Consider the following 16,464-nt stretch of genomic DNA (forward strand, 5'->3'; position numbering starts at 1 on the left):
AAGCGCCGCCGCGCCGCTAACCCTCGGCCGGAGGTCGAGCAAGCGCGACACCCTGGGGGACCATGCTCTTTTCGTCGCCGCTGTTCCTGTTCTTCGTCCTGCCGCCGGCGCTGCTGCTGTATTTCATCGCGCCCAAGGTTCTGAAGAACGCCGTCCTGCTGATCGCCAGCCTGCTGTTCTACGCCTGGGGCGAGCCGGTCGCGGTGTTCGTGGTGCTGGCCTCGGCGCTGCTGGACTATGGCCTCGGCCCCCTCGTCACCCGGCCCGGACCGGCAGGGAGCCGCTGGCTGGCGCTGGGCGTGTCGGCCAACATCCTGCTGCTGTTCGTCTACAAATACGCCGACTTCCTGATCGACACGGTGCAGCCGCCTCTCTCGTCCCTTGGCGCGCCACCCCTCCCCCATCTGAACCTGGCCCTGCCGCTGGGCGTGTCGTTCATCGTCTTCGAGAAGATCACCTACCTCGTGGACCTGCGCCGGGGCGAGAGCCAGCGGGCCAGGACCCTGCGCGACTACCTGCTGTTCGTGTTCTTCTTCCCCAAGGTCCTGGCCGGGCCGATCATCAAGTATCACGAGATCGACGACGCCTTGCGCGACCGCAAGGCCGACTGGGACGACCGGACCTGGGGCTTCCTGCGCTTTCTGTGGGGTCTGGCGAGGAAGGTGCTGGTCGCCGACGTCTGCGGCCAGGTCGCCGATCGCGCCTTCGATCCGGCCAACGGCCCCATCGGCTTCGCCGGGGCCTGGATCGGGGTGCTGGCCTTCACCGTGCAGATCTATTTCGACTTCGCCGGCTATTCCGACATGGCGCTGGGCCTGGCGCGGATGTTCGGCTTCCGCCTGCGCGAGAACTTCGCCCACCCCTATGGCGCGACCAGCGTCACGGAGTTCTGGCAGCGCTGGCACATCTCGCTGACCACCTGGATCCGCAGCTATCTCTACATCCCGCTGGGCGGCAACCGACAGGGACCGGCGCGAACCTATCTGAACCTCTGGCTCTGCTTCCTGCTGTCGGGCCTGTGGCACGGCGCGGCCTGGACCTTCGTGCTGTGGGGAGCCTGGCACGGGGCGTTCATGGTGCTGGACCGCCAGAGCTGGTGGAAATGGACGCAGCGCCTGCCCTCGCCGCTACGCGTGGCCGGCGCCCTGGCGCTGGTCATGATCGGCTGGGCGATCTTCCGCAGCCACGGCCTGCCGCAGCTCTCCGCAGTGCTCTCCGCGATGGCCCAGCCCGCGCTGGACGGCCAGTTCCTGGCGGTGCGCGGCCACGAGGCCGCCGCCATGAGCATCGGCCTGCTGGGCGCCCTGGTCGCCGCCGCGCCCCAAGTCCGGACCCTGACCGAGCGCGCCGCCGCGATCCCGGCCGCTCGCGCCGCCGCCTCGCTGGCCATCGTCCTGCTGGGCCTCCTGGCGATCGCCAAGGCGGTGACGACGACCTTCAACCCGTTCCTCTATTTCCGGTTCTAGGCCATGCGCGCGCTGCTCACCTGGACGCCCCGGATCCTGGCCCTGGCCGTGCTGCTGGGCCTGGGCGCCATCGGCGCCTCGGCGCTGAAGGACCACCCCGCCGACGCGACCCTGCTGGGCATGCGGATCCCGCCGGAAAAGGTCGCCCTCTCGCCCGCCGCCCTGTGGCGTGGCGAGTACCAGAAGGCCGCCGAGGCCCGCGCCGCCGCGTCGCTGCCGGCCCGCCCGGCCATCGTCCGCGCCTACAACCAAGCGCAATGGGACGCCTTCGGGACCTCGTCCATGGCCTCGGGCTCGATCATCCGGGGCCGCAAGGGCGCCCTGTTCGAGGAGAGCTATATCGATGCCCACTGCGGCCTCAAGCTGAAGGTCGACGTCGCGGCCATGCCCGACTACGCCCGCCGCCTGCGGCGCGCGCAGGACTGGTTCGAGGCGCGCGGCCAGAAATTCGTCTACGTCCTGGCCCCGATCAAGACGACCTGGTTCCCGGACCTCGTGCCGCCGAGCTACCCCTGCGCGGCCAGGCGCGACAGCGTCTATCCCGCCGCCCGTAGCGCCCTGACCGCCGCTGGCGTCCACTGGGTCGACGGCCGCGCGACGCTGGAGGCCCAGCGCGGCAAGCTCGGCTACGAAATGTTCCCCCGCAACGGCATTCACTGGAACCAGCTGGGCGTCGCCCTGGCCGCCCGCGCCTTCGTCGGCGAGCTGAACCGCCAGGGGCTCGAAACGCCGGCGCTGGACTGGGACGTCGCGCAGGCCCCGGACGAGACCGGCCTGGACCGCGACCTTTCCAGCCTGCTGAACCTGCGAAAGCCGCCCAAGGGCTGGAAGGCCCCGGCCGTCACCGCCCATCCCGTCGGACCGCCTGGCTCGGGCGTGTTCACCCTCGCCGCCGTCAACGACAGCTTCTTCGATCCGCTGGCCCTGTTCCTGACGCAGGCGCGCCTGGCCGGCCGCGCCCGCAACTACGGCTATCTGACGCTCGCGCCCATCGAGTACCGCGACGGCGGCGCCTATCCCCTGACCGCCACGCCGCGAAGCGTGCTCAAGGACCTGATGGCCGCAGACGTGGTGGTGCTGGAGCAGGTCGAGAGCCAGACCGGCGGCGCGGTCGGCCGCAAATTCCTCGACCTGGTCGAAACCCAGATGGCGGCGGAAGGCCCGTCAAAAGCGGGCGTCCTGAAACATTCCTGACAAACCCTGACGCTAGGTGAGCGCCAATTGTCCCTCGACGGACGGAGCGCCCTTTAAGCCGGCCCTCCACACGCCTAGATTGGACCCGATAGTCCAGTGCCTGGCGCGGCCGCCGAAGGTGAGTGGACTTGGGGATTTTGTTATGGACGACGGTCGGGTGGCGGGGGCGGCGACAGCGCGCTACGCCCGCAAGAAGGAGACGATCCTGGCGGCGGCCACGGCGATCCTGAACCGCCAGGGCGTGCGCGGCATGACCCTGGCCGATGTCGCCGCCAATGTCGGGCTGAACACTACCAGCGTCACCTACTACTATCGCAGGAAGGACGATCTGGCCGCCGCCTGCTTCATGCGCGGCCTGGAGCGCTTCGAGGCCATGGTCGAGGAGGCCGCCGCCGAGGCCGCGCCCGCCGCGCGCATCCTGAAGTTCCTGGACCTCTATCTCGACCTGAACCGCCGGGTCCGCCTGGGCGAGGCCACGCCCCTGACCAGCTTCGCCGAGATCAAGGCCCTCAAAGAGCCCCTGCGCGGTTCGGTGGTCGGCGCGTTCAACGATCTGTTCCGCCGGGTGCGGAGCTTCTTCGACGACCCGTCCCTGGCCCACCTGGACAAGCGCCAGCGCACGGCCCGCACCCATCTGCTGATGGAGCAGGTGTTCTGGTCGGGCCGCTGGCTGCGCCGCTACGACGTCGACGACTATGGCCGCGTGCGCGACCGGATGGGCGACATCCTGCTGAACGGCCTGCCGGCCAGCGGCCAGGTCTGGGCCCCGCGCGCCCTGCCCGACCCGACCCCGGTGTCGCCCGAAGGCCAGGAGTGGCGCGAGACCTTCCTCGTCGCCGCCACCCGCCTGATCAACCAGCGCGGCTATCGCGGCGCCTCGGTCGAGGAGATTTCGGCGGCGCTGAACGTCACCAAGGGCTCGTTCTACCACCACCACGACGACAAGGACGCCCTGGTCGCCGAGTGCTTCGAGCGCACCTTCACCGTCACCCGCCGCTCGCAGCTGGACGCCCGCGACCTGCCGACCGACAACTGGACGCGACTGGTTTCCACCGCCGCCGGCCTGACCAGCTACCAGCTGTCCGAGCACGGGCCGCTGCTGCGCGCCTCGTCGCTGGGCGCCCTGCCCGACACCCTGCGTCACGACATGGCCGACGGCTATATGCGCGGCTGGCAGCGCTTCGCCTCGATCATCTCCGACGGCGTCGCCGACGGCTCGATCCGGCCGATCGACCCCAGCATCGCCGCCCACATGATCAACTCGATGCTGAACGCCGCCGCCAGCCTGGGCGCCTGGGTCCCGGGCCTGGAGCGGGACGAGGCGGCCGACCTGTTCGCGAAGCCGCTGCTGACGGGGGTTTTGAACTAAGCCGAGGAACCGAAAACCTCGTCCTTCGACAAGCTCAGGATGAGGTTTTCTACCGCGACGGCGAAAAAGTAGTCCTCATCCTGAGCTTGTCGAAGGACGAGGACGGGCCAAAGGTTGCGACCTATTAACCATAGTCTCGCCTCCCCCCGCTGACGGCTGTACCCTGACGCGACTGAGTCGCTTCGAGCCCCGCCGTCATGACGACGATCAATCCGTATTCGTCGAACTACGCCCCCGGCCTGACCGCCGGGCAGACGGCCGCGCAGCGCGCCCAGCAGGCCGCCGCCAACGGGACGACCCGCGACCAGAGCCCGACGATCAACACGCCGGCGGTCAATGTCACGCTTTCCGCCGCCGCCCAGGCCGCGCTGAAGGCCCAGACCGACTCCCGCACCGTCGAGACCGTGGTCTCCGACGCCCGCGCCCAGATCGCGAGTCTGCTGAAGGCGGCCGGAACCAAGAGCGCCCTGAACAACGGCGACGCGACCATCGACCTCTCGAGCATGGACCGCCGCAGCCTCTACGCCGTCGCGTCGAACAAAGGCGGTCAGTTCCCAATGGACCAGCAGGTCGTCGCGTCCCTGGCGCTGAAGGATCAGCACGACACCGCGCTCGCCAGCCCCGCCGCCCAGGCGCGGCTGACCGGCGACTATGCCAGCCTCTACCAGACCGCCCTCGACCAGATGGACGCCGCCGGGCCGGAGGAAAAGGCCTCCACCGCCTGGACCACCGAGCGCGCCGCCCTGGTCGAAGGCCGCAAGCAGGCCATCGCCCGCCCAGGCCTGGCCCCCGCCGGAATCCAGAACGACAGCGTCGCCGCCTACATGAAGGAGACCGGCAGCGTCGTCGCCGGGGCCAAGACCCGCGACTTCGGCAAGGTGGCCGGCGACGTCCGCACCGCGCTGGACAAGCAGTACGAGCTGGCCGTCGCCCCCGACGCGGCCAAGGACGGCAGCAGCGGCGCGATCGACTTCCGCCGCTTCGACGACCGCTCGCTGTCGGCCGTGGCCCTGAACAAGGACGACCAGTTCTCGCCCCACGAGATCGCCCAGGCCAAGGCCGAGATCCGCCAGCGCGACAGCGACGCCATCAAGGCCAGCTACCAGTCCGACGCGGACGGCGGCTTCGGCAAGGCGATGATCACCCGCTACGCCGGCATGACCACCGAGGAACGCGACGCCACCGGCTGGACCCCGGCCGTCTATTCCAAGCTGGTCGAACTCCAGGCCGCCAGCGACAAGCTGGCCCAGATGTTCAACGCGGATGGCGAAGTGGCTGGGGCGCCGAGCATGCTGGATTATCTGTAGGCCCTATCGCCGCTCCCCCGCCGTCTCCGCGCGGATGGCCTTGAACTCCGAGCCCGCCTTCCAGTCCGGCCAGTCGCGGGAATTGGCCAGGGCCTTGCCGGCCTCAAAGGTCAAAGCGACGTCCTGGGCGGCGCCGCGCAGGTCCCAGTCGGGGCTCCAGGCGTCGCAGGGCTGGTGGTAGCAGCGGCTGGTGTAGTCGGCGACCCAGGCGTCGCCGGCGGCGCGGCCGCCCTTGATCAGGTCCGCCCCGCCGCCCAGGCCCATCAGCAGCAGCACCGGCACGCCCCGGCGAGCCAGCGAAAAGTGGTCGGCGCGGTAGAACAGCGCCCGCTCGGGCTTGGCGTCCGGGGTGATGGTCCGGCCCTGCCTGGCGGCCTGGGCGGCGAGGCCGTCCTCCAGCGCGTTCTGGCCCGCCCCGACCAGCACCACGTCGCGCGCCGGCCCCACGGTCTGCAGCACGTCGAAGGTGTAGTTGGCCACCGTCTTGCCCAGCGGCGCGGTGGGGTGGTTGGCGTAGTATTCCGAGCCCAGCAGGCCACGCTCCTCGGCGGTCCAGGCGGCGAACAGGATCGAGCGCTCCGGGCGCGGGCCCTGGGTGAAGGCGCGGGCGGCCTCGATCACCGCGGCCACGCCGATGGCGTCGTCGGCGGCGCCGCGCCGGATGGTGTTGCCTTGAGCGTCCGGCGCGCCGACGCCATAGGCGTCCCAGTGGGCGGCGTAGACCACGGTTTCGTCCGGATGCTTGGCGCCCGGCAGGCGGGCCAGGACGTTGGCGCTGTCCGTCGCCTGGTGGCTGACGGCGTAGTCGGCCGACAGGCTGGCGCCGGTCAGCGCGACGGGCTTGAAGGCGGCGGTGCGGGCGGAACGCTTCAGCGCCTCGAAATCCAGGCCCGAGCGCTTGAAGAGGTCGACCGCCACGTCGCGCTGGATCCAGCCCTGCATGAGCAGCTTGTCCTTGGCTGGATCGGCGCGGACGATGTCGTAGCCCTCGCCGTTCGAGGCCTTGACCGTCGTCCAGCCATAGCCTGCGCCCAGGCTCTCGTGGACGATCAGCGCGCCGATCGCCCCGCGCCGCACGGCCTCCTCGTACTTGTACGTCCAGCGGGCGTAGTAGGTGGCGGCGGAACCGCCGAACTTGCCGGCCACGGGCTCGCCCGGCGCGGCCTCCAGGTCGGGGTCGCCGATCAGGAACACGGCGATCTTGCCCTTCAGGTCGACGCCCTTGAAGTCGTCCCACGCCCGCTCCGGCGCGGCGACGCCGTAGCCGACGAAGACCAGCGGAGCCTTGTCGATCTTCACCTTGTCGACGGGGCGCAGGGTCATGACCTGCGACTGCTCGCCCTGGTTCAGGGTCAGGGGGCCGGCCTTGGTGACCACCGTCAGGGTCGCCGGGCCATCGAGGCGTGTGCGGACCAGCGCCACCTTCTGCGTCCACGCGCCGTTGTCGCCGGCCGGCTCCAGGCCCAGCGCCTTGAACTGGGCGCTGATGTACTCGATCGTCGGCGCCTCGCCCTCCCCGCCCGGCGCGCGCCCGGCGAAGCGGTCGGAGGCCAGCTCCCGCGTGATGTCCGACAGCCGCGCCGGATCGATCGGCCCGCTGTCCTGGGCTTGGGCCGGGGCCGCGGCGCTGGCGAGGATCAGGCCTGAGGCCAGGGCGAGGAGAGCGGCTTTGGACATGGACGAACCTTCGATCGACGGATGACGATTGGTAGCGTGATCCCGCCCCCCGTCACAAGAAATCGGCGCGCCCCGCGAAGGGCGCGCCGCAAGTTACCCACATGCTCGAGGGAGTTCGCGACCTAGAACTTCTTGCGCAGGCCGACCTTGTAGGTGCGGCCCAGCGGATCGCCGGTGAACGGGTCGTAGCCCAGGTCGAGGCGGGCGTAGGATGGGTCCTTGTCGAACAGGTTGGTGATCGCCAGGGTCGCCGTCGTGTCCCAGGGCAGGAAGACGCGGTAGGCCAGGTCCGTCAGGATCTGCTTCTTGATCGTCTTGCCCGCGCTGACCGTGACGCCCGCGCCGGTGGTGTCCTTGTAGGCGTTGGCCGCGAACGGGGCGGTGCGCTGGTCGGTGTACGAACCGATGTAGTGGACCGACAGCCGCAGGTTATGCGGACCCCTGTTCCATTCGGCGAAGACGTCGCCCTTCCACTTGGGGATCGGCACGACCGTGGTCTGGTAGTTCAGCAGGCCCACGGCGTCGAAGGGCTTCTCGACCGTGACGCCTTCCACGACGGTGGCGCCGACCTTGTACTTCTGGATGTAGGTGGCGTTGCCGCCGAGGGTGACGTCACCGCCGGCCACCTCCCTGAAGCGGTACTCGGCCGAGAAGTCGAAGCCGGCGTTCTTCACCGGCGCGCCGTTGATATAGGCGGTGCGCAGGCGGGCGATGCTGGTGGTCGGGGTCCCGCAGGCGCCGTTGAAGGTGAAGCGCGACACCAGGCCCGCATAGGCCGGGTCGGCGCAGTTGTTCGCCCCGGCCGCGCCGTTCGGATAGAGCGAGGCGACCATGCCCGCCACCGGCTCGGCGACGATCGGGTTTTTGAAGTCGAAGTAGAAGTAGTCGATGCTGGCCTTGAAATCCCCGGCCTTGAATAGCGTGCCGAAGTTGTAGGTCTTGGCCTTTTCCGGCTTCAGGTTCGGGTTGCCGAAGATGTCGACGGCGCGGAACACGCCCAGGATGCCCTGCAGCGAGGTCACCGAAGTGGTGGTGGTCAGCGGATCCGGCGGCCCCCGGAAGGTCGAGCCGGCCGAGGCGCGGAACGCCAGCCACGGCATGGCCTGCCAGCGCAGCGAGGCCTTGGGGTTGAAGGTCGAGCCGATGCCGTTGCCGTACTTCTCGTAGCGGGCCGCGAACTGGGCCTGGAAGTCGTCGGTGATCGGCACGGACAGCTCGCCGAAGCCGGCCATCACGTCGCTCTGGTTATCGGCCTCGTTGCCGACGCCCAGGAACATGAAGGGGCCGTTGCGGGCCGAGCCGGTGCAGGTGGTCACCCCGAAGTCGGGGGTGTTCACGCACGGATTGATCGCGGCGTTGCTGATGTCGTTGTAGTCGGCCTTGAAGTAGGTGCGGCGATACTGCACGCCGGCGGCCCAGGCGACGTCGCCGCCCGCCAGGGTGATGCTGGTCTTGCCGTTCAGCACCGCCTCGCCGACGAACAGGCGCGAGGACTGCTTGGTCGACAGCTTCTTGAAGAACCAGTCGACCAGATCCTTGTTGTTCTGCAGCGTGGCGTTGTAGCCGGGATTGGCCACGCCGGTGATCACGTTGGACGGGATCGCGCTGGCGAAGGGGTTGTAATACATGCAGCCGCCGACGCCCGGCGTGCCCTGGATGCCGGGGGTCGTGGGATTGCTGTCGCACAGCGGTCCGCCCAGCCCCTGCAAGGCCAGCGCGAAGCGGTTGACCAGGGTGTCGTAGCCGGTGCGGATGCCGACTTCCTGCGAATAGGTCAGGGCGATGTCCCAGCCGACGCCGTTCTCGAACTCGCCCGACAGGTCGCCCGACACGCGGAAGGCGTCGAAGGAGCGCGAGCCGATCGAGGGGCCATAGCCGAACTTCGGATTACCGCCGATGCCGAACGGCCGGTTGGCCACGTCCAGCGCCCCGCCAGCGAAGATCGCGCCCGGCGCGGTGGTCACCGCCCCCGTCGCCAGGCTGTTCAGTTGCACCGTCGGATTGGCGGCGATGAAGGCCGCGAGCCCCGGATTGCTCGCCGGCACGAAATAGCGGCCAGCCAGGGCCGCGATCGGCGCCACTTCCGCCGTCGGCACGGCGAGCGCCGCGTAGGACGGCGAGGTGTTCCAGTCGGGCACGTCGGTGTGGGCGTACAGCACCTCGGCGTGGAACTTGGTCTTGGCCGACAGGTCGGTATTGACCTCGGCATAGGCCTGAACCGCGTTGGACTTTTCCACGACGTTGTCGAACGGCGTGTAGTGCCAGTAGCAGACCGGCGTCAGGCCGCTGAAGCCGGCGAAGCCGCCCAGGCCCGAGCAGCCCGGGTCGCGCATGCCGCTGGAGGTGCTGGCCAGGGGAATGAAGGTCGAGGGGTTGCCCGCCGCCGACCAGCCCGCCTCGGGGTTTGAGAGGTATGACTTGTTGGCCCAGTCGCGGTCGGCCACCGACAGCTTGGAGCGATGCTGCCAGCCCACGCTGGCCAGGACGTTGCCGTTGTCCCACGTCTGGCCCCAGGTGAGGCTGCCGCCGTAGTCGCCCTTCGAGCCGTCGATGTGACGGTAGTCGGCGGCCGCTTCCAGGCCGTTGAAGTTCTTCTTGGTGATGAAGTTGACGACGCCGGCGATGGCGTCCGAGCCGTAGGTCGCCGCGGCGCCGTCCTTCAGCACCTCCAGGCGGCCGATGGCGGCGGCGGGAATGATATTGGTGTCGACGATGCCCGCGCCGGCCTGGCCGAACGGGTTGATCGCCAGGCGGCGGCCGTTCAGCAGCACCAGGGTGCGCTGCGAGCCCAGGCCGCGCAGGTTGACCGAGCCGGAGCCTTCCGAGCCCTGGGCCCGGCTGTCGAACTGGTTGGTGTCGCCCAGCACGCCATTGGAGATCGAGAGGGCCTTCAGCAGCTCGACCGTCGAGGGCGAACCGCGCTTCTGGAGTTCCTCGGCGCTAACGACGTCGACCGGCAGGGCGGCGTCCTCGGGCGTCCCCCGGATGAAAGAGCCGGTGACAACGACTTCCTCGACCTCGGTCGGCGCGTCGTTGGGTTTCTGCTGGGCCGCCGCCGCGCCCGCCATGCCGCTCGTCAGGGCGAAGGCCAGCGCGAGGCAGGAGCCTCCGCGCAGGAAGCTGGTTCGTCTCATGATTTCCCTCCCTCGATTGTTTTTGATGGGCCGATCGTCTGCGCGATGCCCTGGTGGGTATTGGGGTCGTTCAGCTGGGCGGTGGTCTCCCGAATTCGGCGCGCGCGGCCGCCCGCGCGCCAAAGCCCGCGCGCCGCGAAGTGCGTTCTTTTTCGAAACTTGGCGATGCGCCTTCTGGAGCCGACAAGCCTTGGTTCCCCTGGAGGCCGGACACTTGAAAAGCCACGCGTACTGCGCCGGTTTCAGTAACCGTCACGGATGCCGAAAAATGATCTCGAACATCTGTTTCGATGATGCGGTATGTTTTTGCCTCACGTCAACCGCCCGCCGCATGGGATCGCTTTGGCGCGTCGACACGTCGCACCAACCATCGGTATGGCCGCGCAAGGCTCCAAGGACGCGTGCGCCGCAACATAAGCTTCGCTAAAGCGTTGGGCTGGGACTTTCCCATCGGCGCGGGGGCGCCTAAGTGGGAAACCATTGGTCGCCAAGTCCCGCCCGCAGGGCGAGAACAACCGGATTCGAACTCTATGCGTTTCGCCAAGACCGGCGCTTCCAGGCGTCCAGGCCGGCCTTCCATTCTGCTCGTCTCGACAGCCGTGCTCGTCGGCGCCGGTCTGTCGGCCTGCACCACCCCCGCGCGCCGGGCCGACGTCAAACTGCCGTCCGCCTTCGAGGCGCCGGCGGGATCGCCGCTGGCCTCTCAGGCTCTGGATCAGTGGTGGACCGCCTTCAACGATCCGGTCTTGAACGATCTGATCACCACGGCCCTGGACCAGGCTCCCGATGCGCGCCTGGCCGCCGCCCGGCTGGAAGAGGCCCGCGCCGTGCGGGAGGGCCAGATCCGCCAGATCTACATCCCGCAGACCCCGCTGACCGGCTCGGCCAAGCGCACCGACACCCACATCATCGACCAGAGCGGCGCCGGCGGCTTCACCCAGGGCGGGGTCAGCAAGACCTATTCCGCCGAGTTCGACGTCTCCTGGGAGCTGGACCTGATCGGCCGGCGCAGCGCCGCCCGCCGCGTGGTCGACAACGACCTGGCCGCCGCCCGATTCGCTTACGAAGGCGCCCGCGCCGCGCTGGCGGCCAATGTCGCCCAGTCCTACTTCGAGGCGCGCGGCTACGCCGTGCAGCTGGAGGACGCCCGCGCCAACGCCACCATCGCCGAGAACCTGTTCAAGGTCTCCGACGAGAAGGGCCGCCGGGGCCTGTCCGCCACCTCGGAAGGCGACCGCACGGCCGCCGACCTGGCCCAGGCCCAGGCCCAGGTCGCCCAGCTGGAAGCCCAACTTCAGGCCTCGCGCCGCGGCCTGCTGATCCTGGTCGGCAAGGGCGTCGATCCGCTGGCCAGCCTGCCGGTCGAACCGATCCTGGCCAAGGCCCCGCCGGTCCCGGCCGCCGCCCCGGCCGAGCTGCTGGCCCGCCGCCCCGACATCCGCGAGGCCGCCGCCCGCCTGGCCGCCGCCTCGGGCAATCTGAACATCAGCGAGCTGGCCCTGTTCCCGACCCTGACCCTGACGCCCGGCGTCGGGATCTCCAAGTCGATCAATCCCAGCTTCCTGCAGGCCGGCTCGGCCGTCTCCACCACCAGCTCGGCCTGGACCCTTGGGGCGAACCTGTCGATCCCGGTGCTGAACATCCCCAAGCTGATGTCCGACATCAAGGTCAGCGGCGCCCAGGTCGAGCAGGCCGCCGTGACCTATGAGCAGACCGTCCAGAGGGCCTTCGGCGAGACCGAGAGCGCCCTCGTGCAACAGGACGCCGACGAGCGCCGCGTGACCCTGCTGGCCGCCGGCGAGCGCCGCGCCGCCGTGGCCTACGAGGCCAGCCGCAAGGGCTACGCCATGGGCCTGACCGACCTGACCACGGCCTTGCAGGCCGAGCAGTCCTGGCGTGGAGCCCGCACGGCCCTGACCGGGGCCCAGACCCAGGCGCTGCAGCGCGCCGTCCAGACCTACAAGGCGCTCGGCGGCGGCTGGTCGCCCGCGTCCATTCCCAGCAAGCCTTCCGCCCAATGAGACCCGCCCCGATGACGACCCGCTCTCCGATCGCCACCGCCCTGGTCTGCGGCGCCCTCCTTGTCGCGGGAACCGGCCTCACCGCCTGTGGCGGCAAGAAGGACAAGGAAGCCTCCGCCAAGACCGCCGCCGCCGCCCAGGCCCGCACGGTCAGCATCGGCAGCGTCGAGACCCGGCCGCTGGGCGGCGGGGTCGAGGCCTCGGGCCTGCTGGTCTCGCGCGAGGAAGCCGCCGTCGGCTCGGAGCTGACCGGCTACCGCGTCGCGCGGCTCTATGCCGACGAGGGCGACTGGGTCCGGGCCGGCCAGCCTCTGGTCCAGCTGGACGACACCCTGCTGCGGGCCCAGGTCGAGCAGCAGGCGGCCGTCACCGCCCAGGCCCAGGCCGAAGCGGCCCGTGTCTCCGGCCTCGACGGCCAGGGCATCCTGTCCCAGGAGCAGATCGAGACCCGCCGCTACCAGGCCAAGGCCCAGGAGGCGGCGCTGAAAGAGCTGCGCACCCGCGCCGCGCGCATGACCATCACCTCGCCGGTCAGCGGCCGGGTGCTGTCGCGCGGCGTGCAGCCGGGCCAGATCGCCGGCGGCGGGACGACCCCGTGGTTCACCATCGCCCGCGACGGCCTGGTCGAGCTGGACGCCGAGGTCAATGAAGCCGACCTGGCCGGCATCCGCGAGGGCCAGGCGGCTCAAGTGTCCCTGCCCGGCGGCCAGTCGATCTCGGGCGTCGTGCGTCTGATCAGCCCGCGCGTCGATAGCGGGAGCCGCCTGGGCAAGGTTCGCGTGCGCCTGCCCGTGCGTCCGGACCTGCGTCCCGGCGGCTTCGGCCGCGCCACCTTCGGGGCCTCGGGCGCGGCGGTGACCGCCATCCCGGAATCCGCCATCCGCTATGAGGCCGACGGCCTGTTCGTGATGACGGTCGACGGCGACAACCGCGCCCACATGGTCGGCGTGAAGGTCGGCCGGAAGGGCGGCGGCTGGGCTCAGCTGGTCCAGGGGCCGCCCGCCGGCACGCGCATCGTCCTGGGCGGCGCGTCCTTCGTCACCGACGGCGACGTGGTGCGCCCCGCCCCCGCTTCGGCCCAGCAGGCGGCCCGCTGATGGCCGCTGAACAAAAGCCCGGACACAAGACCGGCGAACTGAAGATCTCGGCCTGGGCGATCCGCAACCCGATCCCGGTCGCGGTGCTGTTTATCGCCCTGATGATCGCCGGCATCGGCTGCTATCTGGGCCTGCCGATCAAGCAGTTCCCCAACGTCGAATTCCCGGCCGTGACCGTGACGGTCACCCAGAGCGGCGCCGCGCCCGGCGAGATGGAGACCCAGGTCACCCGCCCCATCGAGGACGCGGTGGCCAGCATCTCCAACGTCAAGACCATCCGCTCGTCGGTGGTCCAGGGCGCCTCGACCACCACGATCGAATTCAATCTCGGCGAGGACCTGCAGAAGGTCACCGACGAGGTGCGCTCCAAGGTCGACCAGACCCGTTCGCTGCTGCCCCGCGAGGTGGACGAGCCGATCGTCCAGCGGCTGGAGATCACCAGCGCCCCGATCATCACCTACGCCGTCTCGGCCCCGAACATGAGTTCGACCGAGCTGTCGTGGTTCATCGATGACACGGTCACCCGCGCCCTGCAGGGCGAAAAGGGCGTGGCCCAGGTGGCCCGCGTCGGCGGCGTCGATCGCGAGATCAATGTCATCCTCGACCCGGACCGCATGGCCTCGTTCGGGGTCACCGCCCCGCAGCTGAACCAGGCCCTGGCCAGCTTCAGCGTCGACGCCCCCGGCGGCCGCGCCAATGTCGGCGGTCGCGAGCAGACCCTGCGCGTGCTGGGCGCGGCGACCACCGTCGAGCAGCTGCGCCAGATCACCATCCCGATCGCCGGCGGCCGCTACGTCAAGCTTACCGACGTGGCCCAGGTGGGCGAAGGCTCGGAAGAACAGCGTGGCTTCGCCCGCCTGGACGGCCGGCCGGTCGTCGCCTTCCAGGTGATGAAGACCCGCGACTCCAGCGACGTCGCCGTCGAGGACAACGTCAAGCAAGCTATCGATAAGTTGGCCCAAAAGCAGGCCGGCGTGTCGTTCGTGAAGATCTTCTCGACCGTCGACGAGACCCGCGCCAGCTTCGCGGCCACCGAGCACACCCTGCTTGAAGGCATGCTGCTGGCCTCGCTGGTGGTGTTCCTGTTCCTGCGCGAGTGGCGCGCCACCCTGATCACCGCCATCGCCATGCCGGTGTCGCTGGTGCCCACCTTCGCCTTCATGGCGATCATGGGCTTCTCGCTGAACGTCGTGACCCTTCTGGCCCTGACCCTGGTCATCGGCATCCTGGTCGACGACGCCGTGGTCGAGATCGAGAACATCGAGAAACGCGTGGCGCGCGGACAACGTCCGTTCCAGGCGGCGATCGACGGCGCCGACGCCATCGGCCTGGCGGTCGTGGCCACCACCTTCACCATCGTGGCGGTGTTCGTGCCGGTATCCTACATGCCCGGCACGCCCGGCCAGTTCTTCAAGGAATTCGGCCTGACGGTGGCCGTGGCCGTGCTGTTCTCGCTGGTCGTGGCCCGCCTGCTGACCCCGCTGCTGGCCGCCTATTTCCTCAAGCCCGCCAAGACCCCGCACCCGCGCAAGGACTTCAAGGGCTTCTATCGCGGCGTGCTGGACTGGTCGCTGGATCACCGAATCCTGGCCTGCGCCATCGGCGGCCTGATCTTCATCGGCTCGATCATGCTGGCGGGCCTGTTGCCCACCGCCTTCCAGCCGGCGGCCAACAACAACTACTACTATCTGAAGGTCCAGGGTCCGCCCGGCGCCACCGTCGCCGACATGGAGCGCACGGTTCAATCGGTGACGACCATGTTCCGCAAGCGCCCGGAAGTGGCCCACGTCTTCGCCCAGGTCGGTTCGAACATCGGCAGCGGCTGGGGCGGCCAGAGCGGCGCCGACATCCGTGACGCCACCATCACCATCGTGCTGAACGGCGATCGCAAGCAGACGGTCACCGAGATCAAGCAGGAGGTCCGCAACGGCCTGCACGACATTCCCGACGCCCGGGTGAACCTGCTGGGCGACTGGGGGACGTCGGAGGTCCAGACCATCCTGATCTCCGAAGACGGCCCACTGCTGGAACGCACGGCCGCCCAGATCGAGCGCGAGATGCAGAAGCTCTCCACCGTCGCCGATCCGCGTCCGTCATCCCCGCCCAGCGGCCCGGAGATCCTGATCCGCCCCAAGGCCGACGAGGCCGCGCGCCTCGGCGTCAACTCGGCCGATATCGCCGCCATCGCCCGCGTGGCCACGGTCGGCGACATCGACGCCAACGTCGCCAAGATGACCCAAGGCGAGCGACGGATCCCGATCCGCGTGCGCCTGCCGGCCGACAGCCGCCGCGACCTGGACGCCCTGGGCGCCCTGCGCGTGCCGACCGCCAGCGGCGGTACAACGCGATTGGATAATGTGGCCGACCTGTCGTTCCAGGCCGGCCCGGCCAAGATCGACCGCTTCGCCCGCAAGCGGCAGGTGACCATCGAGGCCGACCTCAACAACGGCGCCCAGCTGGGCCAGGCGATGACGGACGTCGCCAAGCTGCCGACCATGACGAAGCTGCCCGAGGGTGTCGGCCCGGCCTCGGCCGGCGACCAGGAGGCCTTCGTGGAGCTGTTCACCGGCTTCGCGGTGGCGCTGCTGTCGGCGGTGGGCCTGGTGTTCGGCGTGCTGGTGCTGCTGTTCCGCAGCTTCTTCAAGCCGATCACCATCCTGTCGGCCCTGCCGCTGGCGATCGGCGGCGCGTTCTTCGCCCTGCTGGTCACCGGCCAGTCGCTGTCGATGCCGTCGCTGATCGGCTTCCTGATGCTGATGGGCCTGGCGGCCAAGAACTCGATCCTGCTGGTCGAGTACGCCATCGAGCAGGAGCGCGACGGCATGAGCCAGCGCGAGGCCATTCTCGACGCCTGCCACGAGCGGGCCCGGCCGATCGTCATGACCACCCTGGCCATGATGGCCGGCATGCTGCCGACCGCCATGGGCATCGGCACCGGCTCGGAGTTCCGCCAGCCCATGGCCGTGGCCGTGATCGGCGGCCTGATCACCTCGACCGTGCTGTCGCTGGTGTTGGTGCCGGTGGTCTACGAGATCGTCGACGACATCGAGATGTGGCTGAGGCCAAAGCTGTCCCGCATGATCACGCCGCGGGAGGCTGCGGAGGGCCAGGCGGCTCGGGCGGATCGGCTGTGATTCTCCCTTCCCCCTCGATGGGGGAAGGGTTGGGGATGGGGGTGACCTGCTGAATTGGCGGCCTC

8 protein-coding genes and 1 pseudogene are annotated in these 16,464 nt (G+C 69.6%); 7 read left to right on the plus strand and 2 right to left on the minus strand.

Annotated elements, in window-relative coordinates; all coding sequences use genetic code 11:
* Window positions 1–62: 62 nt before the first annotated feature.
* From AC1RJ9_RS23045 to AC1RJ9_RS23060, 4 genes are all read left to right on the plus strand, one after another.
* Complete coding sequence (locus tag AC1RJ9_RS23045) at window positions 63–1,466, plus strand: MBOAT family O-acyltransferase (RefSeq protein ID WP_492835976.1); 1,404 nt, start codon at window positions 63–65, stop codon at window positions 1,464–1,466.
* Window positions 1,467–1,469: 3 nt separating this feature from the next.
* On the plus strand, window positions 1,470–2,660 hold the full coding sequence (locus AC1RJ9_RS23050) for an alginate O-acetyltransferase AlgX-related protein (RefSeq protein WP_492835978.1): 1,191 nt from the start codon (window positions 1,470–1,472) through the stop codon (window positions 2,658–2,660).
* Window positions 2,661–2,802: 142 nt separating this feature from the next.
* Window positions 2,803–4,029 carry a TetR/AcrR family transcriptional regulator gene (locus AC1RJ9_RS23055; RefSeq protein ID WP_492835980.1) on the plus strand — a complete coding sequence of 409 codons (1,227 nt, stop codon included), beginning with the start codon at window positions 2,803–2,805 and terminating at the stop codon, window positions 4,027–4,029.
* 197 nt (window positions 4,030–4,226) lie between these two features.
* The gene (locus AC1RJ9_RS23060; protein WP_492835982.1) at window positions 4,227–5,336 is read left to right on the plus strand and encodes a hypothetical protein; all 1,110 of its coding nucleotides are present in this window, start codon (window positions 4,227–4,229) and stop codon (window positions 5,334–5,336) included.
* A 3-nt stretch (window positions 5,337–5,339) separates the two neighbouring features.
* On the opposite strand, the gene AC1RJ9_RS23065 is transcribed toward AC1RJ9_RS23060, so the two are convergent.
* Both AC1RJ9_RS23065 and AC1RJ9_RS23070 read right to left on the minus strand, forming a co-directional pair.
* Window positions 5,340–7,013 (minus strand): M20/M25/M40 family metallo-hydrolase, encoded by a 1,674-nt coding sequence (locus tag AC1RJ9_RS23065; RefSeq protein WP_492835984.1) that lies wholly within the window; start codon window positions 7,011–7,013, stop codon window positions 5,340–5,342.
* A 122-nt stretch (window positions 7,014–7,135) separates the two neighbouring features.
* Window positions 7,136–10,455 (minus strand): annotated as a pseudogene (locus AC1RJ9_RS23070) (TonB-dependent receptor); the annotation flags it as partial.
* Between the two features lie 222 nt (window positions 10,456–10,677).
* Here AC1RJ9_RS23070 and AC1RJ9_RS23075 point away from each other — a divergent pair.
* From AC1RJ9_RS23075 to AC1RJ9_RS23085, 3 genes are read left to right on the plus strand one after another with little or no spacing between them, the layout of a single operon-like run.
* Complete coding sequence (locus AC1RJ9_RS23075; RefSeq protein WP_492835986.1) at window positions 10,678–12,168, plus strand: efflux transporter outer membrane subunit; 1,491 nt, start codon at window positions 10,678–10,680, stop codon at window positions 12,166–12,168.
* Window positions 12,165–13,265: an efflux RND transporter periplasmic adaptor subunit gene (locus AC1RJ9_RS23080; RefSeq protein WP_492835988.1), complete on the plus strand. Its 1,101-nt coding sequence runs from the start codon at window positions 12,165–12,167 to the stop codon at window positions 13,263–13,265. Before AC1RJ9_RS23075 ends, AC1RJ9_RS23080 begins: the two co-directional genes overlap by 4 nt.
* Window positions 13,265–16,399: an efflux RND transporter permease subunit gene (locus AC1RJ9_RS23085; protein WP_492835990.1), complete on the plus strand. Its 3,135-nt coding sequence runs from the start codon at window positions 13,265–13,267 to the stop codon at window positions 16,397–16,399. The genes AC1RJ9_RS23080 and AC1RJ9_RS23085 overlap by 1 nt, the downstream gene beginning before the upstream one ends.
* The last annotated feature ends 65 nt before the right edge of the window (window positions 16,400–16,464 follow it).

The organism is Caulobacter sp. GW822-FHT07D08 (assembly GCF_058798735.1).

What these genes read in the sequence shown, in the direction of transcription:
- AC1RJ9_RS23045 (WP_492835976.1), top strand. Translation starts at nt 63, where the DNA reads ATGCTCTTTTCGTCGCCGCTGTTCCTGTTCTTCGTCCTGCCGCCGGCG.
- AC1RJ9_RS23050 (WP_492835978.1), top strand. Translation starts at nt 1,470, where the DNA reads ATGCGCGCGCTGCTCACCTGGACGCCCCGGATCCTGGCCCTGGCCGTG.
- AC1RJ9_RS23055 (WP_492835980.1), top strand. Translation starts at nt 2,803, where the DNA reads ATGGACGACGGTCGGGTGGCGGGGGCGGCGACAGCGCGCTACGCCCGC.
- AC1RJ9_RS23060 (WP_492835982.1), top strand. Translation starts at nt 4,227, where the DNA reads ATGACGACGATCAATCCGTATTCGTCGAACTACGCCCCCGGCCTGACC.
- AC1RJ9_RS23065 (WP_492835984.1), bottom strand. Translation starts at nt 7,013, where the DNA reads ATGTCCAAAGCCGCTCTCCTCGCCCTGGCCTCAGGCCTGATCCTCGCC.
- AC1RJ9_RS23075 (WP_492835986.1), top strand. Translation starts at nt 10,678, where the DNA reads ATGCGTTTCGCCAAGACCGGCGCTTCCAGGCGTCCAGGCCGGCCTTCC.
- AC1RJ9_RS23080 (WP_492835988.1), top strand. Translation starts at nt 12,165, where the DNA reads ATGAGACCCGCCCCGATGACGACCCGCTCTCCGATCGCCACCGCCCTG.
- AC1RJ9_RS23085 (WP_492835990.1), top strand. Translation starts at nt 13,265, where the DNA reads ATGGCCGCTGAACAAAAGCCCGGACACAAGACCGGCGAACTGAAGATC.